17 protein-coding genes are annotated in these 24140 nt (G+C 68.5%); 14 read left to right on the top strand and 3 right to left on the bottom strand.

The features are described 5' to 3' along the window. Window positions 1-51 precede the first annotated feature (51 nt). The 3 genes from FCK90_RS11810 to FCK90_RS11800 all read left to right on the top strand — a co-directional run bounded on the left by FCK90_RS11810 (window position 52) and on the right by FCK90_RS11800 (window position 2429). Window positions 52-1203: a trans-sulfuration enzyme family protein gene (locus FCK90_RS11810; RefSeq protein ID WP_158034504.1), complete on the top strand. Its 1152-nt coding sequence runs from the start codon at window positions 52-54 to the stop codon at window positions 1201-1203. Beyond that, window positions 1200-1562: a DUF2516 family protein gene (locus FCK90_RS11805; protein WP_158034503.1), complete on the top strand. Its 363-nt coding sequence runs from the start codon at window positions 1200-1202 to the stop codon at window positions 1560-1562. Before FCK90_RS11810 ends, FCK90_RS11805 begins: the two co-directional genes overlap by 4 nt. 111 nt (window positions 1563-1673) lie before the next feature. Continuing rightward, the gene (locus tag FCK90_RS11800; RefSeq protein WP_158034502.1) at window positions 1674-2429 is read left to right on the top strand and encodes a phosphoglyceromutase; all 756 of its coding nucleotides are present in this window, start codon (window positions 1674-1676) and stop codon (window positions 2427-2429) included. Between the two features lie 178 nt (window positions 2430-2607). Here FCK90_RS11800 and phoU read toward each other — a convergent pair whose 3' ends face one another. Continuing rightward, window positions 2608-3303 (bottom strand): phosphate signaling complex protein PhoU, encoded by a 696-nt coding sequence (phoU, locus tag FCK90_RS11795; protein WP_158034552.1) that lies wholly within the window; start codon window positions 3301-3303, stop codon window positions 2608-2610. Between the two features lie 291 nt (window positions 3304-3594). On the opposite strand from phoU, the gene FCK90_RS11790 reads away from it, so the two are divergent. After that, on the top strand, window positions 3595-4908 hold the full coding sequence (locus FCK90_RS11790) for a sensor histidine kinase (protein WP_158034501.1): 1314 nt from the start codon (window positions 3595-3597) through the stop codon (window positions 4906-4908). Continuing rightward, window positions 4905-5588 carry a response regulator transcription factor gene (locus FCK90_RS11785; protein ID WP_158034500.1) on the top strand — a complete coding sequence of 228 codons (684 nt, stop codon included), beginning with the start codon at window positions 4905-4907 and terminating at the stop codon, window positions 5586-5588. The genes FCK90_RS11790 and FCK90_RS11785 overlap by 4 nt, the downstream gene beginning before the upstream one ends. A 49-nt stretch (window positions 5589-5637) precedes the next feature. On the opposite strand, the gene FCK90_RS11780 is transcribed toward FCK90_RS11785, so the two are convergent. Next, on the bottom strand, window positions 5638-6183 hold the full coding sequence (locus FCK90_RS11780; RefSeq protein WP_158034499.1) for a hypothetical protein: 546 nt from the start codon (window positions 6181-6183) through the stop codon (window positions 5638-5640). 239 nt (window positions 6184-6422) lie between these two features. Between FCK90_RS11780 and FCK90_RS11775 the strand changes: the two genes are divergently transcribed. From FCK90_RS11775 to glgX, 6 genes are all read left to right on the top strand, one after another. After that, window positions 6423-6905 (top strand): CarD family transcriptional regulator, encoded by a 483-nt coding sequence (locus tag FCK90_RS11775; RefSeq protein ID WP_047691866.1) that lies wholly within the window; start codon window positions 6423-6425, stop codon window positions 6903-6905. Window positions 6906-6977: 72 nt separating this feature from the next. Continuing rightward, a complete protein-coding gene (gene ispD / locus FCK90_RS15785; protein ID WP_158034498.1) occupies window positions 6978-7724 on the top strand; it encodes a 2-C-methyl-D-erythritol 4-phosphate cytidylyltransferase in 747 nt (248 codons plus the stop codon). 69 nt (window positions 7725-7793) lie between these two features. Then, on the top strand, window positions 7794-8312 hold the full coding sequence (gene ispF / locus FCK90_RS15780) for a 2-C-methyl-D-erythritol 2,4-cyclodiphosphate synthase (RefSeq protein WP_158034497.1): 519 nt from the start codon (window positions 7794-7796) through the stop codon (window positions 8310-8312). A gap of 44 nt (window positions 8313-8356) precedes the next feature. Continuing rightward, the gene (gene cysS / locus FCK90_RS11760) at window positions 8357-9817 is read left to right on the top strand and encodes a cysteine--tRNA ligase (protein WP_158034496.1); all 1461 of its coding nucleotides are present in this window, start codon (window positions 8357-8359) and stop codon (window positions 9815-9817) included. Window positions 9818-9875: 58 nt separating this feature from the next. Further along, on the top strand, window positions 9876-10877 hold the full coding sequence (gene rlmB, locus FCK90_RS11755) for a 23S rRNA (guanosine(2251)-2'-O)-methyltransferase RlmB (RefSeq protein ID WP_158034495.1): 1002 nt from the start codon (window positions 9876-9878) through the stop codon (window positions 10875-10877). A 10-nt stretch (window positions 10878-10887) separates the two neighbouring features. Continuing rightward, complete coding sequence (gene glgX / locus FCK90_RS11750; RefSeq protein ID WP_246180256.1) at window positions 10888-13101, top strand: glycogen debranching protein GlgX; 2214 nt, start codon at window positions 10888-10890, stop codon at window positions 13099-13101. 96 nt (window positions 13102-13197) lie between these two features. On the opposite strand, the gene glgP is transcribed toward glgX, so the two are convergent. Beyond that, on the bottom strand, window positions 13198-15780 hold the full coding sequence (gene glgP / locus FCK90_RS11745) for an alpha-glucan family phosphorylase (protein WP_158034494.1): 2583 nt from the start codon (window positions 15778-15780) through the stop codon (window positions 13198-13200). 238 nt (window positions 15781-16018) lie between these two features. Between glgP and FCK90_RS11740 the strand changes: the two genes are divergently transcribed. From FCK90_RS11740 to glgB, 3 genes are all read left to right on the top strand, one after another. Then, window positions 16019-18079, top strand: coding sequence for an alpha-1,4-glucan--maltose-1-phosphate maltosyltransferase (locus FCK90_RS11740; protein ID WP_158034550.1), 2061 nt, complete (start codon window positions 16019-16021; stop codon window positions 18077-18079). Window positions 18080-18187: 108 nt separating this feature from the next. Further along, window positions 18188-19963 carry a maltose alpha-D-glucosyltransferase gene (gene treS / locus FCK90_RS11735; protein ID WP_425481707.1) on the top strand — a complete coding sequence of 592 codons (1776 nt, stop codon included), beginning with the start codon at window positions 18188-18190 and terminating at the stop codon, window positions 19961-19963. Between the two features lie 42 nt (window positions 19964-20005). Next, window positions 20006-23785, top strand: coding sequence for a 1,4-alpha-glucan branching protein GlgB (glgB, locus tag FCK90_RS11730; protein ID WP_246180254.1), 3780 nt, complete (start codon window positions 20006-20008; stop codon window positions 23783-23785). Window positions 23786-24140: the final 355 nt, after the last annotated feature.

The following is a 24140-nucleotide window of genomic DNA, read 5'->3' as shown; positions in this document are numbered from 1 at the left end:
TCAACTGTAGCGGCGTCATCGGACAGCCCTGGGGGCGGGCATACTTGCTGCATGCTCCACTCTGAAGATCTGCGTCCGGATACCGTCGTCGTCACGGGAGGCCGGCCGGACCCCGTCCACGACGCGCCCGTGAGCCCGTCCCTGACCCTGACCTCCACGTACCGCGGAACCGGTGAGGCCCGCGAGGGGGACCGCGGATACGGTCGTACGTCGAACCCCACGTGGGAGGACTTCGAGGGCGTGCTGGGGCACCTGGAGGAAGCGGCCCACCCCGCGCTGGCGATGGCCTCCGGCCTGGCCGCGGTCGCCGCCGTGATGTCCCTGGTCCCCATCGGCGGCCGGGTGGTCATGCCCACCCACGCCTACCAGGGCTCCCAGGTGCTGATGGACGACGCCTGCCGAGCGGGCCAGTTCACGGTCACCCGCGTGGACGTCAAGGACACCGAGGCGGTGCTGGCGGAGATCCCCGGCGCGGACCTGCTGTGGATCGAGTCCCCCACCAACCCCATGCTCGAGGTGGCGGACCTCCCGGCCATCCTCGCCGGCGCTCGCAGCGCCGGCGTGCTGACCGCGGTCGACAACACGTTCGCGACCCCCCTGCTGCAGCGCCCGCTGACGCTGGGGGCGGACATCGTCGTGCACTCGGTGACCAAATACCTGGCCGGGCACTCGGACGTCGTCCTGGGCGCCGTGGTCACCTCCGACCCGCAGCTGCGGGAGAGACTGCACCACCACCGCACCATGAGCGGGGCCATCCCCGGGGCCTTCGAGACCTGGCTCGCGCTGCGCGGCATGCGCACGCTCGCCCTGCGGGTCGAGCGCGCGGGGCAGAACGCCCTCGACCTGGCGCAGCGCCTGACGGAGCATCCCGCGGTCACGCGCGTGCGCTATCCGGGCCTGGTCACCGATCCCGGCCATGAGCGCGCCTCCGAGCAGATGGACGGCCGTTTCGGCGCGATCATCAGCATCGAGCTGGCCGCCGATGCCGCCAGCGCCGAGCAGGTGGTGTCGGCTCTCAAGGTATGGACCCCCGCCACCTCGCTGGGCGGGGTGGAATCGCTGATCGAACGCCGCCGGCGCCACCACGACGAACCCGACTCCGTTCCCGAGAGCCTTCTGCGCCTGTCGGTCGGCATCGAGAACGTCGAGGACCTCTGGGCCGATCTGGACCAGGGCCTCCGGACCGTTAAGCTCGTCCCATGAGCCCCACGCCGTTCCAGTATTTGATCGCCCAGATCGTGTCGTGGACCAACGTAGCCGTCCTGGTGTTCGTGGCGGTCCTGTGCGCGATGGCCTTCTTCCACTGCCTGTCCAGGACCAAGGCCGTGCAGTTCGAACGCGCCTTCAAGCGCACGCGGAACTTCTGGATGGCCGTGACCGGCGCCTGCTTCGCGATCACGGCCCTCCTCGCGGTCACCACCGTGGCCTCCGTGGTGGCCGGGCGGCTCGAGCTGTCCGTCTCCTACATCGTCTCCATGATCGCGGCCACCGCCTGCGGGGTGTACCTGGCCGACGTCAAACCGGCCGTGGACATCGAGTCGTCGGGTCCTTCGGCCTGGTGACCGACCGAACGGTGGCCGGCCGAGAGCCGTCCGCCGCATATGGCTGGTAAAACGCAGACACGTGGCCGCAACACCGTCCACCACGGCGGTGGCCGATGGAATACTGAGCCCATGGCTAATGAAACCAAGTACAAGCTGATCCTCCTGCGCCACGGGCAGTCGGACTGGAACGAAAAGAACCTCTTCACCGGCTGGGTGGATGTCCCGCTGACCGAGCTGGGCAAGAGCGAGGCCGCTCGCGGTGGCCAGCTGCTCAAGGAGCGCGGCATCCTCCCGGATCTCGTGCACACCTCCCTGCTGCGCCGCGCCATCATGACCGCCAACCTGTCCCTGGACGAGGCTGACCGTCACTGGATCCCGGTCAAGCGCTCCTGGCGCCTGAACGAGCGCCACTACGGTGCACTGCAGGGCAAGGACAAGGCCCAGGTCCGCGACGAATACGGTGAAGAGCAGTTCATGACCTGGCGCCGTTCCTACGACGTCCCGCCGCCCGAGCTGGACGACGACGACCAGTACTCGCAGGCGCACGACGCCCGCTACGCGGACATCCACCACGCGCCGCGCACCGAGTGCCTCAAGGACGTACTGGAGCGTTTCCTTCCGTACTGGAAGGAGCAGATCGTCCCGGATCTGAAGGCCGGCCGGACCGTCCTGGTCGCCGCCCACGGCAACTCCCTGCGCGCGCTGGTCAAGCACCTGGACGGGATCTCGGACGACGACATCGCCGGCCTGAACATCCCCACCGGCATCCCGCTGTACTACGAGCTGGACCAGAACTTCAAGCCCGTTCACCCCGGTGGCGAGTACCTGGATCCGGAGGCCGCGGCCGCCAACATCCAGGCCGTCGCCAACCAGGGCAAGAAGTAGCGGTCTCAGGCCGTTCACCCGGTCGCCCTCTGCGCAGGCGTCGAAGCCTGCGCAGAGGGCGCACGTGAACGACCACGACGAGGGGCGGGGCCCGCGAACCTATGTGGTTCGCGGGCCCCGCCCCTCGTCGTGCCGCTCGCGGTCACAGCCGGGCCGGTCGTCGCCGACCGCCGGCGTATCAGTCCGCGATGGTGATGTGCCCGTGCCCGGTGGGGCGGTCCATGGTGGCCGACGGCGTCCACTCGCCCGTCACGAGGTAGGCGACCTTGCGCGCCACGGACACGCCGTGATCGCCGATGCGCTCGAGGTAGCGGGCCGAGAGCGTCACATCCACGGCGGTGGAGACCGGCGAGTCCCAGGAGTCGCTGCTCAGGGCGTTGAAGATGTCCTGGTGCAGGCCGTTGACCTCCGCCTTCTTGGCGTAGATGGTGTCCGCCACGCCCATGTCCCGGGTCTCCAGGATCTGTACGACGCCGTCGATGATCTCCAGATCCAGGTCAAACATCCGGGAGAACGTGGCCACCAGCTGCTCGGGCAGCACCGGGTCGGGATAACGACGACGGGCGTCCTGAGCCAGGTGGCGGGCGAGATCCCCCATGCGCTCGAGCGAGGAGCTCATGCGCAGGGCCCCCACGATCATGCGCAGGTCGGATGCCACCGGCGCCTGCAGGGCCAGGATGTCGATCGACCGTTCATCCAGCTCGTTCTGCATGAAGTCGATGCGGGCGTCCCCCGCGATGACCTCCTGGGCGGTCTCCAGATCAGCCTCCAGGAAGGCCTGGCGGGCCTCGGACAGGGCCTTGTGCACCAGCGTGGCGATCTCCACCAGCTCCTCGCCGACCTGCTTGAGCTCAGCCTGGAAAACTTCGCGCATCATGCGCTCCTCTCGAATCCGATGCCTGACCGGTATGAATGCTGTACTGCATGTTCGCCGGTCCGGGGTTGAGCACCGAGTTGTTCGGGCACGGTCGTGCCGTTCACGATCCAGCCAACAAGCCTACCGGCGGCCTCCGCCCATGAGACCGTCGGATCGCGCACAGCCGGAGACGGCTGGGTGAACGTCTGGCCAACGAACAGGGAATGGTCGGTGACGGGTCCCGATCTCATGCCGGACGGGTTCCGCACCTGGTCCCAAGGGAGCGATCGCCCGCATACGCTAAGGGGCGTGGACTCATCCGTCGTCGCCGCCGTCTCCGGACTCATCGGCCTGCTCCTGGGCCTGAGCGGACTGCTCGTGCTCAGAGGTACGTCGCGCCGTCGTGCCGTCGCCATGGAGATCGACGAGCCCGGGCTGCCCGACGGCGCCGCAGACGTGCTGGCCGTGATCGGCCAGGCCTACGTGGTGGTCGACGGGGTCGACGGGGTGGTCCGGGCCTCACCCGCGGCGTACGCCTTCGGACTGGTGCGCGGTTACTCGGTGGCCCAGCCCGAGCTGCTGAGGATGATCCGTACCGTGCGGGCCTCCGGGGTGACGGAGGAGCACCGCCTGGAGCTGGGCCGTGCGCCCGACCATTTCGGGGTGACCGTCCTGGACATGCGCGTCGCGATCCTGGGGGACGAGTACGTGCTGCTGCTGGCCGACGACCAGACGGAGATCGTGCGGGCACAGTCGGTGCGCAGCGACTTCGTGGCCAACGTGTCCCATGAGCTCAAGACGCCGGTGGGCGCCATCCGTCTCCTCTCGGAGGCCATCGACGATGCGGCCGACGACCCGGAGGCCATCCGGCACTTCACCAAGAGCCTGCACAAGGAGTCCGGACGTTTGACCGCGCTGGTGCAGGACATCATGGAGCTGTCCAGGCTGCAGGGGACGGACGTGGTCGCAGCGGGTCTGCCCGTCGAGCTCGACCGGGTGATCAACGAGGCCGTCGATCGGAACCGGCTGACGGCGGAGTCCCGTGACATCAGCATCGTGGTCGGCCGCAAGGTCGACGCCCAGGTCTTCGGGGACGCGGATCTGCTGATCACGGCACTGCGGAACCTCATCGACAACGCGATCCGGTACTCGCCGGCCGGAACGCGCGTGGGCGTGGGCGTACGCGAACGAGACGGCATGGTCCAGGTCTCCGTGACCGACCAGGGACCGGGGATCTCCGAGGACGAGCAGGGGCGCATCTTCGAACGCTTCTACCGCATAGATGCCGCGCGGTCGCGGCAGACCGGGGGCACCGGCCTGGGGCTGAGCATCGTCAAGCACGTGATGCAGCAGCACGGCGGAGAGGTCTCCGTGTGGTCCCGCGAAGGCCAGGGGTCGACGTTCACCATGGCCATTCCCGTCATGGAGGACATGGGCGCCGGTGACGCCTCGCGCGGCGAGGACGGCGCCGTGCTCGCGCAGCCCGGACCCCGGCCCTCCGGGGCGGCGCGCCCAGACCCCGAGCATCCCGAGCATGACGTCGGTGCCAGCGCCGCCGATGACAGTACCGAGACCGAATCCGTGCCCGTGAAGGCCCCAGAGACGAATGGAGAGCAACGATGACCCGAATCATGATCGTAGAAGACGAGGAGTCGCTGTCCGACCCCCTGTCCTACCTGCTCGGTCGTGAGGGTTTCGAGACGCAGGTCGTGGACAACGGCATCGACGCCGTCGCCGAGTTCGACCGCAACGGCGCTGACCTGGTCCTGCTCGACCTCATGCTGCCGGGGCAGTCCGGCACCGAGGTCTGCCGGCAGATCCGGCAGCGCTCCGCGGTGCCCATCATCATGCTCACGGCCAAGGACGCCGAGATCGACAAGGTGGTCGGCCTGGAGCTCGGGGCGGACGATTACGTCACCAAGCCGTATTCATCGCGGGAGCTGGTGGCGCGCATCCGGGCGGTGCTGCGCCGCCGTACGGAGCCGGAGGAGACGGAGGCCGTATCGTCCGTGGCGGCCGGGCCTGTCCGGATGGACGTCGAACGCCACGTGGTCACGGTGGACGGCCAGACCGTGAGCATGCCGCTCAAGGAGTTCGAGCTGCTCGAGATGCTGCTGCGCAACGCCGGGCGAGTGCTGACCCGAGGACAGCTGATCGACCGGATCTGGGGATCCGACTACGTGGGCGATACCAAGACCCTGGATGTGCACGTCAAGCGGCTGCGCTCGAAGATCGAGCCCGACCCCTCGAGCCCCAGGCACCTGATCACGGTGCGAGGACTGGGCTACAAGTTCGAACTGTGACCGCAGGCGCCGCCGGTCCGGCGAACGGACCGGCGGCGAACCTGGAAGGTCAGTGCCCGCCGCCGTGCGCCTCTTCCGCCGCACCGGGGGTGTTCGACGGGTTCGCGGGAGTCGAGGGGGCGCCGCCGGGCACGTACTCGGCATAACGCGGGAAGGTGTGGTCCAGCACCTGCAAGGACTTGGTCAGGGAGTCGAGGTCGGTGCTGAAGGTGGTCTCGATCATCATGCCGGGCTCGGCACCCGCAGGATCGAGCAGGGTCTCGTTGTCGGCGTCCTCCAGGAGGGTCTCCCCGTTGGCGGGGACCTCGACCTGAGCGGAGGCTTCGTTCGTCGAGACGTTCAGGGTGACGTCCTGCGCCGTCTTGTTCACCACGGTGCCCAGAAGGCGGCCGGGCTGATCGCCCGACTCCGCCACGATGAGGACGTTGTTCAGCGACACGTCCTCCATCTCCTCCACGATGCCATCGGCCGGCGAGTACTCCAGGGTGGTGGTCTGGGGGTTGATGTACGAGCAACCTGTCACGGACAGGGTGGCTGCAAAGACTGCTGCGCAGAGACCAGCCATCTTGGCCTTCTTGCGGGCGGCGATGTTCACGGCGCGAACTCCTCGACGGTTCGGTGGCTTTCCGCCCCATGCTATCCGCTTGGCGACGGTTCGTCCGCATCCGCGGCCGTCATGAGCCGCCGGATTGCCGCGGGGGCGATCATCTTTCCGGTCCTGTCCCGTCACCGGGGGTGAGGAACCCCTCCCGGCCGACGTGATCGCTGGTCGCGGACGCCCGGGACCGTGATGCGCAGCATGCTAGAATCGACCGTCGGAAAGGGGCACAATACATGGTTTTCGAGGTTGGCGAGACAGTCGTCTACCCCCACCACGGGGCGGCACTGATCGAGGAGATCAAGACCCGCACCATCAAGGGCGAAGAAAAGATGTACCTCAAGCTCAAGGTCACCCAGGGTGACCTGGTGATTGAGGTCCCGGCGGAGAACGTCGACCTGGTCGGCGTGCGCGACGTCGTCGACGAGGAGGGCCTCAAGGAGGTCTTCGCGGTCCTGCAGGCGCAGGATGTCGAGGAGGCCAGCAACTGGTCCCGCCGGTACAAGGCCAATGTCGAGAAGCTCGCGTCCGGCGATGTGCTCAAGGTGGCCGAGGTCGTCCGCGACCTGTGGCGCCGGGACAAGGACCGCGGTCTCTCCGCCGGGGAGAAGCGCATGCTGACCAAGGCGCGGCACATCCTCACCTCCGAGCTGGCCCTGGCCAAGGACATCGACGAGGACGAGGCCGAGAAGCGGCTGGACGACGTTCTGGCGGCTTGATCGCTGCCCGCAGGGCTCGTCTCCACGGCGAGCCCCGCGCGTGTCACGACGCCTGGCGAATTGAGACTCAGAATGACGACGACGGCGGACCCATCGCAGACCGGTGGGTTCGCCGTCGTCGTCGTCGCAGCCGGTTCCGGCACCCGGCTCGGCCGGGGGATCCCCAAGGCCCTGGTGGACGTGAGCGGCAAGAGCATCCTCGAGCACAGCCTGGAGAGGATCGAGGCGTCCGGAGTCACCGCTGCGCACGGCACCTGGCCCGCCGGGCCGGTTGTGGTGACCGTGCCCCCGGGCGACACCGAACTCACCGCCGTGGCCACCCGCCATGGCGTCCGCGCTGTGGAGGGAGGGGCCACCCGCGCCGCGAGCGTCCGGCACGCCCTCGAACAGCTGCGTTCCGCGGGGTGCTCGCCTCGAGGGGTCCTGGTGCACGACGCCGCTCGCTGCCTGACGCCGGCGGCCGTCTTCCACCGGGTGGCCGCCGCGGTGGCCGCGGGCCAGGGGGCCGTGGTGCCGGTGCTGCCCGTCGTGGACACCATCCGCCGGGTGGACGAGGAGGGCAGCAGCCAGGGCACCGTGGACCGCGGCCTGCTGCGCGCCGTCCAGACCCCGCAGGGCTTCTCCTGGGACCTGCTGCTCGAGGTCAACGACGCCGCGGCGGGGGAACGCGACGAGCGGATCACGGACGACGCCTCCCTCGTCGAGCTGTTCTCCGAGGTGCCTGTGCGCACCGTGCCTGGTGACGAGGCAGCCCTCAAAGTCACCCGGCCCATGGACCTGCTCCTGGCGGAGGCTATCCTGGCCACAGCCCGTACCTGAGGCCGTGCGCTTCACGGCCGAGGCGCTACGACCCCGGCTGGACCTCATCGCAGCGAAGGAGAACCGCGAGTGCGCACCCCTTACCCCCTGCCCAGGACCGGCATCTCGGTGGACGCCCACGCCTTCGCGACCGATGAGGAGTGCGCGCTGGACCCGGCGGGCATGGTCCCGCTGTGGCTGGCCGGGCTGCACTGGCCCGGTGAGCGGGGCCTGTCGGGTCACTCCGACGGCGACGTCGTGGCGCACGCGGCCGCGGAGGCCCTGTTCTCGGCAGCGGGCTGCGGAGACCTCGGTTCGAACTTCGGCGTGGACCGCCCGGACATGGCGGGGGCGGCGGGGGTCCGGGTGCTCTCGGAGGCCGCCGAGATCGTGATCCTCTCCGGCTTCGATCCCGGCAATATCGCGGTGCAGCTGATCGGGCAGCGCCCCAGGTTCGCCCCGCGGCGGGAGGAGGCCGAGAGGATCCTCTCGAAGGCAGCCGGCTGCCCGGTCACCGTGTCCGCCACCACCTCGGACCGGCTGGGTTTCACCGGCCGCGCCGAAGGGCTCGCCGCCGTGGCCACCGCGCTGGTGGTCCCGGCGCCCTGACCAGCCGGTCGGGGCGACCCTGTGAGATCGCTAGACTTGCGCGCGTGACCCTGCGCTTCTACGACACAGCTTCAGCCTCCGTCCAAGACTTCGAGCCCGTGCACGACGGGGAAGTCCGGCTGTACTACTGCGGTGCCACCGTTCAGGGCCGCCCGCACATCGGTCACGTCCGGTCCGCTCTCGTCTTCGACATCCTGACCCGCTGGCTGCGGTTCCGCGGGTTCCGGGTGATCTCCGTGCGCAATGTGACCGACATCGACGACAAGATCCTGGCCAACTCGGCCGCCTCCTTCGCAGACGGCTTCCAGGGCGAGCATCCGGACGAGAGCTGGTGGGCCCTGGCCTACCGCTTCGAGAGGATCTTCGCCGAGTCCTATGCCGCGCTGGGGATCGAGGACCCCACCTACGAGCCCCGGGCCACGGGTCACATTCCCGAGATGCATCAGCTGATCGACCAGCTGATCCGGGCCGGCCACGCCTATCCGGCCGAGGACGGCTCCGGGGACGTCTACTTCGACGTCCGTTCCTGGCCGCGGTACGGCGAACTGACCCGCCAGCGCGTGGAGGATATGCAGGACGCCCCCGACGCCGATCCCCGGGGCAAGCGGGATCCCCGCGACTTCGCGCTGTGGAAGGGGCACAAGCCCGAGGATCCCGGCACGGCGGCCTGGGATTCTCCCTGGGGTCGCGGCAGGCCGGGCTGGCATCTCGAATGCTCGGCCATGGCGGGGAAGTACCTGGGGGAGACCTTCGACATCCACGGCGGCGGCCTGGACCTGCGGTTCCCCCACCATGAGAACGAGCTGGCCCAGTCCGCGGCGGCGGGGCGCGGGTTCGCCAGGTACTGGATGCACAACGGGCTGGTGGCCTATCAGGGCGAGAAGATGTCCAAGTCCGTGGGCAACACCATCTCCCCGGAGGAGATGCTGCAGATGGCGCGCCCGCTGGCGGTCCGCTACTACCTGGGGCAGGCGCAGTACCGCTCCGTCCTGGACTACCGGCCGGGGTCCCTGGATGAGGCCACTGCCGCCGTCGAGCGGATCGAGGCCTTCCTGAAGACCGCGCAGGACGCGGGGATCGATCTGGTCTGGACGCCCGCGGACGTCCCCGGCGGTTTCGGGGAGGCCATGGACGACGATCTCAACGTCCCGAGGGCGCTGGGTGCCCTGCACGAGGCCGTACGCCAGGGCAACGCGGCCCTGCATACCCAGCGTCCCGGCGACCCGTCGTCCACGACGGCGGACCACCCCGCGGCGGCAGCCGCCCGTGGTGTGGCCGCCATGTCCGAGATTCTCGGACTGCGCCAGCTCATGGACCTGGAGGGGTCGGCCGGCGGCGGCGAGCACGCGGCATTGGATCACCTGGTGCAGGACCTGCTCGAGCGCAGGGCCGCTGCCAGGGCGGAGAAGAACTGGACAGAGGCGGACAGGTTGCGCGACACTCTGGCGGCCGCCGGAATCCACGTGGCCGACGGATCCGACGGCTCCACCTGGGCCTTGGCCTGAGCAAGTGCAGAACCTACAGAACGTATAGAACGTATATCTAAAGGCGGGATTGAAAGTCATGGCAGCAGGTCGTCGACCGGGCTCGGGTAACAGCAAGAAGAAGGGACCCAGCGTAGGAACGGGCGGGCACGGACGCCGGCGCCTCGAGGGAAAGGGCCCCACTCCGAAGGCGGAGGACCGCCCGTACCACAAGGCGTACAAGATGAAGCAGGCCGCGGAACGCCGTAGCGCGGCACGGCCCAAGGGCGCTCCGGACCGCGGTCCGTCACGAGGGCACAACCGCCGCGGCCCCGGCAAGACCGAGGACCTGGTCACCGGCCGCAACGCCGTCCTGGAGTCGCTGCGGGCCGGCATTCCCGCGAGGACCCTCTACCTGGCCAGCCGCCTCGAGGTGGACGACCGCATCCGCGACATCCTCAAGCTGTGCGCCGAGTCCGGCGTGCCCGTCCTGGAGGCCTCCAAGCCCGAGCTGGACCGCCTGACCGAGGACGCCGTCCATCAGGGCGTGGCGCTGCAGGTACCGCCCTACGAATACGAGGACGCCGAGGATCTCATCGCCGAGACCATGGAGACCTGGCAGCGGGACAAGAGCGGGACGGTTCCGCTGATCGTCGCCCTGGACGGGATCACCGACCCCCGCAACCTGGGGGCCATCATCCGCAGCGTCTCCGCCTTCGCGGGGGATGCGGTCATCCTGCCCGAACGACGGTCCACCGGGGTGACCGCCACCGCCTGGAAGACCAGTGCGGGCGCCGCTGCCCGGGTCCCGGTGGCCAAGGCCACCAACCTCAACCGCGCCGTCGAGAAGGCCAAGGCCCTCGGCTATTTCGTGGTGGGCCTGGACGGGGGCGGCGATATCGAGCTGCCGTCGCTGGAACTGGCCACCGAGCCGCTGCTCGTGGTGGTGGGGTCGGAGGGCAAGGGCCTGTCCCGCCTGACCACCGAGAACTGCGATCAGATCGTGTCCATCCCGATCGACTCCGCCATGGAGTCGCTCAACGCCTCGATGGCCGTGGGTATCACCCTGTACGAGATTGCGCGTCGCCGTGCTGAGGTCTGACCGTCCCCTGATGCAGATGCCGGACCGCCCGATCAGCGGGGACTACCCGCGCCCGCGTGCCCGGCCGCTGGGCGTCTCCCGGACCCCGGGGGACAGCCTGGCCGCCAACGTGGCCGTCTGGGCGCCCGGCCTGGAGGCGGTGGACCTGATCTGGTCGGAGCCCGGCCTTCCGTGGCAGAGGCATACCCTCGGGTACCTCGAGGGAGGCGTGCACTTCGACCTGATCCACGTCAGTGCCGAGCGCGCCGCGGCGGCGGCCGACAGCGACCTGGACCCCTATACCTTCATGGCCCTGCCGCCGGGGACCCGCTACGGTTTCATCCCGTCGTCGTCGGCCATGCTCCGCGAGGGCAACCGGACGCCGGAGACCGAGCAGATCCTGCTGGACCCCCACGGGCACGGCCTGGAGCGGGTATCCCGGCCCGACGCCCTGAGCGCGCACGACCCGCGGATGGATGCCTACGGCACCCGTTACGTCTCCTCGGTGGTCGACGAGCGCTTCGACTGGGGCGGCGACGTCCACCCGGACATCCCCTGGCGGGACACCGTGATCTACGAGGCCCACGTCAAGGGCCTGACGATCCAGCACCCCGACATCCCGGAGGAGCTGCGCGGCACCTACGCCGGGCTGGCCCACCCCGTGATGATCGGGTATCTGCGCGACCTGGGCGTGACCACGGTGGAGCTGCTGCCGATCCACGCCCACCTGGACGAACCCCATCTGACCGAGAACGGGCTGAGCAACTACTGGGGCTACAACACCCTGTCCTACTTCGCGCCCCACGCCGCGTACGCCACGGTCGAGGCCCGCGCTCGCGGTACGCAAGGCGTGCTGGAGGAGATCAAGACGATGGTCAAGGCCCTGCATACGGCGGGGCTGGAAGTGGTGCTGGACGTCGTCTACAACCACACGGCCGAAGGCGGCCCCACGGAACCGGCCTACTGCTGGCGGGGGCTCGGGGACGCCGACTGGTACCGGCACCACGACGGCCACTACCTGGACGTGACCGGGTGCGGGAACACCCTGGACTTCGCCAATACCAACGTCGTGCGCATGGCCCTGGACTCCTTGCGCTACTGGGTGCGCCAGCTCCACGTGGACGGCTTCCGGTTCGACCTCGCCCCGGCTCTGGCCCGCGGTGCACGCCACATCTTCAGCCCGCGCCACCCCTTCCTGGTGGCGGCCGTGGCCGATCCGGTCATCGGGGCCTCCAAGCTGATCGCGGAGCCCTGGGACGTCGGCATGGGAGGGTGGCAGACGGGCAACTTCCCCCCGGGCTGGGCCGACTGGAACGACGCCTACCGGGACACGGTGCGCGACTTCTGGCTCACGGACCAGCGCATCAAGGCCTCGGGCGGTACCGGCGGAGGTCTGTCCAGGCTGGCCGACGCCCTGGCGGGCTCCGTCGACCGGTTCGCCGCCTCGGGCCGCACGCCGCTGGCCGCCGTCAATTTCGTGACCGCGCACGACGGCTTCACGCTCTACGACCTCACCGCCTACGACCAGAAGCACAACGAGGCCAACCGCGAGGGCAACAGGGACGGCACCAACGACAACCACTCGTGGAACCACGGCGAGGAGGGCCCGGCGCGTACGGCGTCGGTGCGTGCAGCCCGCGCACGGACCGCACGGAACATCATGGCCACGCTGCTGCTCTCCCAGGGCGTTCCCATGATCACCGCGGGCGACGAGTTCCTGAGGACCCAGCACGGCAACAACAACGCCTACTGCCAGGACTCGCCGATCGGCTGGGTGAACTGGAAGAAGACCCCGGCGGACCGCGCCATGCTGGCGTGCACCAAGGAGCTGCTGCAGCTGCGCAGGCGTTTCCTGCGTAGCCAGCCCGACGACTACATGAAGCGCGTCAACGACGTCCGCATGGAGTGGTTCTCACCGTCGGGGGAGCACATGCAGCCCCATGAGTGGCAGACCAGCGGGTTCCGCACGGTGCAGATGGTGGTGGGGGCCCGGGCCAGCACGACGACGGGGCTGGTGCTCGTCAACGGCGACTCGAGCGACGTCGAGGTCACCCTCCCGGGGCTGGATGCGCTGCAGGGGCTCATCACCCAGGGGGAGGACACCCACCCCGAGGAATCCCCGAGCGGGTTCGAGCTGCTGTTCTCGACGGAGGCCGCCCTGCGTACGAGCTACGGAACGCAGTACCGGGCGGGTGCCTCCACCGTGGCGCCGGCCCTGTCGATGACGGTGCTGCGGGTGATCTGAGCGCGCCCGGGTCTCGGGCTCGCATCCCTAAAAATGAACGGCCGTTCTCGATGGATCCAGGATCCATCGAGAACGGCCGTCATCATGGTCTTGAGCTCAGGCGCTGGCCACCAGCCCCAGCTCCGCCCGGTTGGTCAGCGACTCGTGGTGCGGCAGCACCCGCACGGTGTAGCCGAACGGGCCGGACCGGTCGATCGTGATCGATCCCGCGAACGCCCATTTGCCGGCCTCCGTGCCGCGGTGCTCGTCGAGTTCGGAGAACTGGCGTTCATGGATGTGGTCCGACTCGGAGACGCGGCCGTAGCCGATCTCCACGGTGACGTCCTCGGGCCGCAGGTTGCCGAGATGCACATAGGCGGTGACCTGGAGGGTGTCGCCGATCTGCGGCACCTCAGCCACGTCGGCCGCCTCCACGTGCTCGACGTGAACGGCTCCCCAGGACTCGTGGACCCGGGCCGCCCAGCGGGAGGCCTCCCGGGCCTGGGCATGCTCCTCCTCCGCCACGGTCCTGCCGGCCAGGGCCGCCGGAACGTACAGGCCGGTGACGTAGTCCTCGATCATCCGCTTGGCGGAGACCTTGGGTCCCAGGGTCGAGAGCGTGTGCTTGACCATGGCCAGCCACTGGTGGGGGACCTGATCGCCGCCGTTGGCGATCTTCTCGCCGTAGAAGCGCGGAGCGACGTGATCCTCGATCAGCTCGTAGAGGGCGGCGGCCTCGATGTTGTCCCGCTCCTCGGCCGTGGCGCGGTTGTCCGCGGTGGGGATCGCCCATCCGTTCTGGCCGTCGTACATCTCGTCCCACCAGCCGTCGAGCACGGAGAGGTTGAGCCCTCCGTTGATGGCCGCCTTCATCCCGGACGTGCCGCAGGCCTCGAGGGGCCGAAGCGGATTGTTCAGCCAGACGTCGCAGCCGGGGAACAGCGTGCGGGCCATGGCGATGTCGTAGTTCGGCAGGAACACGATGCGGTGGCGGACCTCCGGGTCGTCCGTGAACTTCACCAGGTCGCGGACCATCTGCTTGCCCATCTCGTCCGCGGGGTGGGACTTGCCGGCGACCACCAGCTGGACGGGCCGCTGCGGGTCCAGCAGCAGACGCTTGAGCCGCTGCGGATCCCGCAGCATCAGGGTCAGCCGCTTGTAGGTGGGAACCCGGCGCGCGAAGCCGATGGTCAGCACGTTCGGGTCGAGGACGGAGTCGGTCCAGGCCAGCTCGGCATCCGCGGCACCCCGCTTCTTCCAGGAGGTCCGCAGGCGGGCCCGGACGTCCTGGACCAGGGTGTCGCGCAGTTCCCGGCGGATCCTCCAGAGTCTGGCGTCGTCGATCGAGTTGATCGCACGCCAGCGGGACTCGAGGCTGGGCTGGGAACGGTCCACGGCCAGCGCCTCGATCCGGGGGTCGATCCAGGACGGCACATGGACTCCGTTGGTCACCGACCCGATCGGGACCTCGTCGAACTCGAATCCCGGCCACAGCCCGGCGAACATCTCCCGTGAGACCTTGCCGTGCAGCCTGGCCACCCCGTTGGCGCGCTGAGCCAGCCGCAGGCCCATCACCGCCATGTTGAACTTCGAGGAGTCGCCGCCGGGGTAGTTCTCGTCGCCCAGGGCGAGGATCTTCTCGGCTGGGACTCCGGGGGCGAGGCCCGCGGAGAAGAAACGGTAGATCTGGTCCTTCTCGAAACGGTCGATGCCCGCGGGGACGGGGGTGTGCGTGGTGAAGACCGTGGCCGCGCGGACCGCCGTGAGAGCCTCCTCCCAGGACAGGGGCTTCCGCCCCTCCTCGGCGGACATGAGCTCGGAGATCCGCTCGATGCCGAGGAAACCCGCGTGCCCCTCGTTGCAGTGGAAGACCTCGGGCTCAGGGGCTCCGGTGAGGCGGGAGAAGGTGCGCAGCGCCCGTACGCCGCCCATGCCGAGCAGCAGCTCCTGCTGCAGGCGGTGGTCGCCGCCGCCCCCGTAGAGGCGGTCGGTGATATTGCGGGCGTGGTCGTCGTTGTCGGCGATGTTGGAGTCCAGCAGCAGCAGGGGGACGCGCCCGACGTCGGCGCGCCAGATCTGCGCCAGGAGCCTGCGGCCATCGGGAAGCGGAAGCTCCACCCGGGCGGGAGCGCCGTCCTCCTCCCGCAGGAGGCTCAGGGGCAGGCCGTCGGGATCCAGGACGGGGTAGTCCTCGAGCTGCCAGGCATCCCGGGACAGGGACTGCTTGAAGTAGCCGTGCTGGTACAGCAGGCCGACGCCCACGATCGGGACGCCCATGTCGGACGCGGTCTTGAGATGGTCGCCGGCCAGGATGCCCAGGCCGCCGGAGTACTGCGGAAGGACGGAGGTGATGCCGTACTCGGCGGAGAAGTAGGCGATGGACTTGGGGGCGTCGGCCCGCTGGGTCTGCTGGTACCACTGCGGCTCGGTCAGATACGTGTCGAGTTGAGCGTCCAGGGCCTGGATGCGCTCCACCAGCTCGGTGTCCTCGGCGATCTGCTGGATCTCTTCCCGGGTGAGCGAGCCGAGGAGCTTGACGGGATCGTGGTTGACGCTGTCCCACGCCTGTGGGTTGAGTTCAGCGAACAGCTGTTCGGTGGGTTTGTTCCACGACCAGCGGAGATTGTTGGCGAGCCTGCTCAGAGGGCGAATCGACTCGGGGAGGACAGTACGTACGGTGAACCTGCGGATAGCCTTCACAGGCACAGACTATCCGTTGGGGAAGTCCCGCACGATTCACGCCGCAATCGTTCGTCTTCGTGACATAGATCTCTTATGGAACTTCAGTCTGGGGGCAGGACTGACTACGGTGTGACTTGTGACTTCGACAGACTCGAACAAGCCCGCATCCCCCGCGCAGGACCGCAAGGTCCCAGCTTCGACGAACGATGCGGCCACCAAGCCCCCGGCAGCCGGTTCTCCGTTGACGACGACGGGGGTGGCCGCGGCAGGCAAACCCGAGTCAGAGGCGGTCGTCGACCGCTCGTCGCTGGTCTACGGACGCATTCCGATCGAGCAGGTCTCCCCGGTGGTGCACGACGGGCGGCGTCCCGCCACCGCCCTCCCCGGAGAGTCGATCCGGGTGGCTGCCACCGTCTACCGCGAAGGACACGACGCGCTGGGGGTCTCCGCCGTCCTGCGCGGTCCGGACGGCGAGGAACGGCAGCGCGTGACCCTGGAGCTCAAGGCCAAGGGCACGGACCGCTACGAGGGCTGGCTGACGCCCGAGTCCGAAGGCGAGTGGAGCTTCACCGTCGAGGGCTGGTCGGACGTCTTCGGCACCTGGCACCACGACGCCGCCATCAAGCTGGCCGTCGGCCAGGATGTCGAGCTGATGATGGACGAGGGCGCTCTGGTCTTCGAGCGCGCGGCGGCCGAGACGGATCGCCCCGAGGAGCAGCGACGCCTCTTCGCCAAGGTCTCCGACCATCTGAAGGATCGTTCGATACCGGCCGGGCAGCGGTTCGCCGAGGCCACCGACCGGGGGATCCTGGCCGCCGTGGCGGCGCGTCCCATCCGTGCGCTGGTGACGGAGTCCAGGGCCTACCCGCTGCGCGTCGAACGCGACAAGGCGGGCCGGGGCGCATGGTACGAGTTCTTCCCCCGCTCCGAAGGCGCGGAGTGGGACCCCGAGACCGGGCGCTGGCGCTCCGGCACGCTCGTGACCGCGGCGCAGCGCCTGGACGCCGTGGCCGGGATGGGGTTCGACGTCATCTACCTGCCGCCCATCCACCCGATCGGCGTGGCCCACCGCAAGGGCCCCAACAACTCGCTGACCCCGGGCCCCGGGGACCCCGGTTCGCCGTGGGCCGTCGGCGCCGCTGAGGGCGGTCACGACACCATCCACCCGGATCTGGGAGGCTTCGACGATTTCGACGCGTTCGTGGACCGGGCCGAGTCCCTGGGCCTCGAGGTGGCTCTCGACCTGGCCCTGCAGGCCTCCCCGGATCATCCGTGGGTCCAGTCGCATCCGGAGTGGTTCACCACCCGGGCCGACGGCACGATCGCCTACGCGGAGAACCCGCCCAAGAAGTACCAGGACATCTACCCGGTCAACTTCGACAACGATCCCGAGGGGATCTCCCGTGAGGTCCTGCGGATCGTCGAGCTGTGGATCTCCCATGGCGTGCGCATCTTCCGCGTGGACAACCCGCACACCAAGCCGCTGTGGTTCTGGGAGTGGCTCTTGGGAAAGGTCTACGAGATCGACCCCGGAGTCGTGTTCCTGGCGGAGGCCTTCACCCGGCCGGCGATGATGCAGGGCCTGGCGAAGGCGGGCTTCCAGCAGTCCTACTCCTACTTCACGTGGCGCAACGCCAAGTGGGAGCTCGAGGAGTACCTGCAGGAGATCTCGCACGAGACCTCGGCGCACTACCGTCCGAACTTCTTCGTCAACACCCCCGACATCCTGACGGACTACTTCGTCCACGGCGGGCGGCCCGCTTTCAAGATCCGTGCCGCGCTCGCGGCCACGGCGTCGCCGGTCTGGGGGATGTACGCCGGCTACGAGCTCTACGAGAACGTGCAACGGCCCGGCGCCGAAGAGGCCATCGACAACGAGAAGTACGAGTACAGGCCCCGGGACTTCGAGGGGGCCGAGGCGCGCGGCGACTCGCTGGCTCCCTACGTCCGGCGGCTGAACCAGATCCGGCGCGAGCACCCCGCCCTGCTGGATCTGCAGAACCTCACGCTGCACAACACCGACGACGATGCGGTGCTGTGCTACTCCAAGACCAAGACGGTCATGGACGACGACGGCGAGCACGAGGACACCCTGATCGTGGTCGTGAACACCGACCCCCACGCCGTGCGGATGGCCAATATCGACCTCGACCTGAACGAGCTGGGCCTCCGCCCCGAGGATGTCGGGGACGACGGCGCCTTCGCCGCGGACGACCTCCTCACCGGCGCCTCCTGGCGCTGGGGCGAGCGGGTATGGGTCCGGCTGGACCCGTTCTACGAACCGGTGCACATCGTTCAGGTCCGTCGCAGCCGGTGACTCCCGAGGTGTCCGTACGGCCTGGCTCTTCGAAGCCGGGCCGCACGGATTCCGGCTCGCTCCGCCCGTGAACTCCCCATCGCCCCAGTGTCAGGAGACCGTGCTTCTGTGAATGCCATCAACCCCTCGAACTTCGGTATCAACGCCCCGGGCATCTCTCACGATCCGGACTGGTTCCGCAAGGCGGTCTTCTACGAAGTCCTCGTCCGGGCCTTCTCCGACGCGAACGGCGACGGTTCGGGGGATTTCTCAGGTCTGATCGACCGGCTGGACTATCTGCAGTGGCTCGGCATCGACTGCCTGTGGGTCCCGCCGTTCTACGAGTCCCCGCTGCGCGACGGCGGTTATGACATCTCCGACTACTACTCCGTACTGGACGACTTCGGCACGGTCTCCGATTTCAAGCGCCTGGTGGCCGAAGCGCATGCCCGGGGCCTTCGGGTGATCACGGACCTGCCCCTGAACCACACCTCGGATCAGCACCCCTGGTTCCAGGCCTCCCGGGAGGATCCGGACGGCCCGTTCGGGGATTTCTTCGTCTGGTCGGACACCGACGAGCTGTACCAGGATGCGCGCATCATCTTCGTGGACACGGAGGAGTCCAACTGGACCTTCGACCCCGTGCGCCGCCAGTTCTTCTGGCACCGGTTCTTCTCCCACCAGCCGGACCTGAACTTCGAGAACCCCAAGGTCGAGGCGGCCGTCTTCGACGTCGTGAGGTTCTGGCTGGACATGGGGATCGACGGCTTCCGCGCCGACGCCATCCCCTATCTGGTGGAGGAGGACGGCACCAACTGCGAGAACCTGCCCGGGACCCACGACTTCCTGGTGCGGCTGCGCCGCATGGTGGACGAGGAGTATCCGGGCCGCGTCATCATCGCGGAGGCCAACCAGCCCCCGGAGGAGGTGGTCGAGTACTACGGCACGGAGACGGACCCCGAATGCCACATGTGCTTCCACTTCCCGATCATGCCCCGGATCTTCTACGCGCTGCGGGACCAGAAGGCCGGCCCCATCGTGGAGACCATGGAGGAGACCCCCTCGATTCCCCGGGGGACCCAGTGGGGCACGTTCCTGCGCAACCACGACGAGCTGACCCTCGAGATGGTCACCCCCGAGGAGCGGCAGGCCATGCTCGGCTGGTACGCACCCGATTCGAGGATGCGTGCGAACGTGGGCATCCGTCGTCGTCTGGCCACGCTGCTGGACAACTCCAGGGCGGAGACCGAACTGATCCACGCCCTGCTCTTCGCCCTGCCCGGCAGTCCGTTCCTGTACTACGGGGACGAGATCGGCATGGGCGACAACATCTGGCTCGATGACCGCGACGCCTCCCGGACGCCCATGCAGTGGACCCCGGATCGCAATGCGGGGTTCTCGACCGCCGACCCGGGCAAGCTGTACCTGCCCGTCGTGCAGTCGCTGGTGCACCACTACACCCAGACGAACGTCGAGGCGCAGCTCGCCTCCTCCTCGTCGCTGCTGCACTGGATCCGGCGCATGCTCCTGGTCCGGCGCGAGCACCCCGCCTTCGGGCTGGGCGACTACCGGAACGTTCCGGCGGACCACGATTCGGTGCTGGCCTTCGTCCGCGAATTCCGTTCCGAGGACGACCGGCACGGACCGTACCCGGAGACGCTGATCTGCGTCTTCAACCTGTCCCACACCCCGGTGCGCGCCGTCCTGGACCTGGCCGAGTTCGCCGGGCGCGGACTGCGCGAGATCTTCGGAGGCGAGACGTTCGGCATGGTGGGCAACGACGGCAACTTCCATGTCACCCTGGGCTCGCAGGACTTCTACTGGCTGCGGCTGCGCGGAGCACCGGACGCCGAAGGAAACCAGCCGGAGACCCGGGCCCTGCCCGTCGTCTCTTCCCTGGGCTAGGGTCGGAACCGGCCACCATACGACTCATCACCAGGAGCACACTTGAGCACCGAGATCCCGGAGCCCGCACCTCCAGAGAGGTCCGAGGGCGTGGAAGCGCTCCTGAGGCAGTGGCTTCCCTCGCGCCGCTGGTTCCCGTTCGACGCAGCCCAGGGTGAGCCGCAGCTCGGTGTCGTGGCCCGGATCCCCGTGATCCGCCATGGCGACGACGAGACCGGCAGCTTCGTCTACCTCGTGCGCGCCACCATCGGAGACCGCACCGAGCTCGTGCAGATCCCCCTACGGTTCGCACGCGAGGCGAGCCCGCAGGACATCGGCACCGTCCAGGGCGGTGCGGGGGCGAGGCTTCACATCCGCGAAGCCGTGGACGACGTCGAGTTCCTGGAAGTGGTCCTGAACCTGATGGAGGGACGGCGCAAGGTGCGGGCGGAGGACGCCGAGCTGACCGGAGGCTCCAACTCCGCGCTGATCGCCACCACCTCCGTCCGCACCGAGGACCAGGTCCAGGTGATCTCCGGCGAACAGTCGAACACGTCGGTCATCGTGCGTCCCGTCGAACCGGGGGAGGACGCGGTCATCCTCAAGTTCTTCCGGGTGATCTCTCCGGGGAGCAACCCGGATGTGGAGGTCGGCCGCGCGCTGACCGACCTGGGCTGTTCAGTGGTCCCGCGGACCTGGGGGTGGGCGGACCTGAGCTGGGTCGATCACACCGGTGACGGTGGCTCAGAAGCCGGAACGGCAGGTGCGGCGCAGACCGGGCAGATCGTCGTCGTCACCGAACTGATCGACGGCGCCTCCGATGCCTGGGCCACGGCCGTGGAAGCGGCCGCGCAGAACCGGGACTTCTCCGTGGAGGCCCGTGAACTGGGCCGCGCGACCGCGCGTATGCACCGTGACCTGGAGAGCGCCTTCGGGTCCCGGACGATGGACGCGCAGCAGCGCGGCCAGCTGCTGCAAGGGATCACCAAGCGCATCGCGTGGGCTGGAGAAGCCCTGGCCCCCCGGATGGACGAGCACGCCACCGCCCTGGAGGGCGTGGTCGAAGACCTCGAGCGGGTGGGCGATCTGCCCGCCGTCCAGCGCATCCACGGCGACTACCACCTGGGGCAGGTGCTGAGAGGCGCCGACGGCGCCTACCGCATCCTGGATTTCGAGGGTGAGCCGCTGCGCCCCATCCGTGAGCGGGTGCTGCCGGATCTCGCCCTGCGAGACGTCGTCGGCATGCTGAGGTCGCTGGACTACGCCGCGGCGTTCGGACACAGGAGCTCTGGCGCCGACACCACCGAGTGGGGCGAGACGGCCGCCGCCGCGTTCCTGGAGGGGTGGACCTCCGTCAGCCGCGTCGCCGTCGACCGCCAGGACCCGGCCTTCCGGGCCCTGTGGCTGGACAAGGCGTTGTACGAGGTGGTCTACGAGACCCGTAACCGTCCTGACTGGGTCGACGTTCCGCGCCAGGCGGTCGACCGTGCCCTGGCCCCGGCTGCGGGCGAACCGAGTATGTCCGACGTCACACAGCAGGAAATTGACGTCGAGTCCGATGTGGCGGTTGAGCCGAAAACCCCCACTTTCCTACCGTGGGCGCAAGGATCCAGCGAGGATCCCGCTGGAGAGCCCGAAGAAACCGGAAGCGAGTATCCCGTGTCATACACCACCTCTGAGGATGTCTTGGCCGCAGTGGCCGAAGGCAGATACTACGATCCGCACCAGGTTCTCGGCGCCCACCCCATCGGAGATGGAACGATCGTCATCCGCACCTTGCGCCGTTTCGCCAAGGAGGTCTCGGTCGTCCTCGCGGACGGGTCCACGCGCCGCCTCAGCCACGAGTGGGGCGGGATCTTCTCGGGCCGGATTCCAGCTGACGGAGACGGAGTCCCGGACTACCGGCTGCGCGTCTCATGGGGCGGGCAGGACCCGGTCGACCTCGACGACTCCTACCGGTACGCGCCGACCCTCGGCGAGCTGGACCTGCACCTGATCGGCGAGGGCCGGCACGAAACCCTGTGGAACGTCCTGGGCTCGCACGTGCATTCCTGGCCGTCGGCCATGGGCGAGATCCACGGCACGAGCTTCGCGGTGTGGGCCCCCAATGCCCAGGCCGTGAGGGTGATCGGCGACTTCAACGGCTGGGACGGCACGGAGCACACCATGCGGTCGCTGGGCGGCAGCGGTGTGTGGGAGGTCTTCATCCCGGGCGTGGGCGTCGGCACCACCTACAAGTACCGGCTGCTCGGCAAGGACGGGCAGTGGCGCGACAAGGCCGATCCCATGGCTCGCTGGACCGAGGAGCCGCCGCGGACGGGCTCGCGCGTCTGGGACGGCGACTACGAGTTCACCGACGACACCTGGATGGACCGCCGGACTCAGACCGATCCGCACAACTCGCCGATGAGCGTGTACGAGATGCACATCGCGTCGTGGCGGCAGGGCCTGTCCTACCGGGACCTGGCCACCGAGCTGGTCGAGTACGTCCAGGCCCACGGATTCACCCATGTGGAGTTCATGCCGGTCGCGGAGCATCCGTTCGGCGGTTCCTGGGGGTACCAGGTCACCGGTTACTACGCGCCGTCGTCCCGATTCGGCGACCCGGATGACTTCAAGTACCTGGTCAACGCCCTGCACGAAGCCGGCATCGGCGTTCTCGTGGACTGGGTCCCGGGGCACTTCCCCAAGGATGACTGGGCGCTCGCGAAGTTCGACGGCGCACCCCTGTACGAGCACCCGGACCCTCGCCGCGGCGAGCACAAGGACTGGGGCACCCTCATCTTCGACTACGGCCGTAGCGAGGTCCGCAACTTCCTCGTGGCCAATGCGCTGTACTGGCTCGAGGAGTTCCATATCGACGGTCTGCGCGTGGACGCCGTCGCCTCCATGCTCTACCTCGACTACTCCCGCGAGGACGGCGAATGGGAGCCCAACCAGTTCGGAGGCCGGGAGAACCTGGAGGCGATCTCCTTCCTGCAGGAGGCCAACGCCACCGCCTACCGCCGGAACCCCGGCATCGTGATGATCGCCGAGGAGTCCACCGCCTTCCCGGGCGTCACCCAGCCCACCGAGAACAACGGACTGGGCTTCGGGATCAAGTGGAACATGGGGTGGATGCACGACTCGCTGGAGTACGTGGCCGAAGACCCCATGTACCGCCACTACCACCACGGCAAGATGACCTTCTCCCTCGTCTACGCCTACTCGGAGAACTTCATCCTTCCGATCTCGCACGATGAGGTCGTCTACGGCAAGGGCTCCTTGCTGCGGAAGATGCCCGGCGACCGCTGGAAGCAGCTGGCCGGGGTCCGCGCGTACCTGGCGTACATGTGGGCCCACCCCGGCAAGCAGCTCCTGTTCATGGGTCAGGAGTTCGCCCAGGAGTCCGAGTGGAACAACGAGCGCAGCCTGGACTGGTGGCTCGCCGACACGGAGCCGCATCACGGTGTCCAGGAGCTGGTGGCCAGGATCAACGAGGTCTACAAGGAGACCCCCGCACTATGGGCGCAGGACAACACCCCTGACGGGTTCAACTGGCTGGACGCCAACGACGCCGGCCGCAACACGTTCTCCTTCGTGCGCTGGGACCGTGAAGGCAATCCCCTGGTGTGCCTGGTCAACTTCGCGGGCAACCCCCATTACGACTACCGGCTGGCCCTGCCGTTCGCCGGGGAGTGGGAAGAGGTGCTGAACTCCGACGAAGAGCAGTACGGCGGTTCGGGTGTGGGCAACGGCGGAACCATCACGGCTGTCGACAAGCCGCACTATGCGCAGCCGGCTCATGCGATCGTGACCGTCCCGCCGCTGGCGGCCCTGTGGCTGCGGCCAGTGCAGAGCTAGCCCTCTGAGCCAGAGATCGAGCAGTGGCCCGGCCGTCCCCACGGCCGGGCCACTGTCATGCGGGCCTGGTTGCGAGGGGTCAGATGTGGGTGTACTGTTTCACGTCGTTGCTCAGGGCGCCGACCGATGAGGAAGGCGACCGGACGACCACGGTTCCTCACCGTTTACCTGCTGGAAACGCAGAGTTGACGGAACGGACACCGAGTCGGTAGAGTAGCGGAGCGCTTCGGCGCGGTGTGAAGCACCGAGAAGCCGCAAAACCAAGAATCAGCTACGGCAGATGCACGAGCTGAGCGGTCTGCGGCGGTGTGGGTACCGTGATCGGACTGTTGTTTGAGAACTCAATAGTGTTTTG

It is taken from the genome of Kocuria coralli (assembly GCF_008831305.1).
Classification (GTDB): Bacteria; Actinomycetota; Actinomycetes; order Actinomycetales; family Micrococcaceae; genus Kocuria; species Kocuria coralli.
Note: the sequence above shows the minus strand (reverse complement) of the source record. Positions and strands in the feature narration are given on the sequence as shown.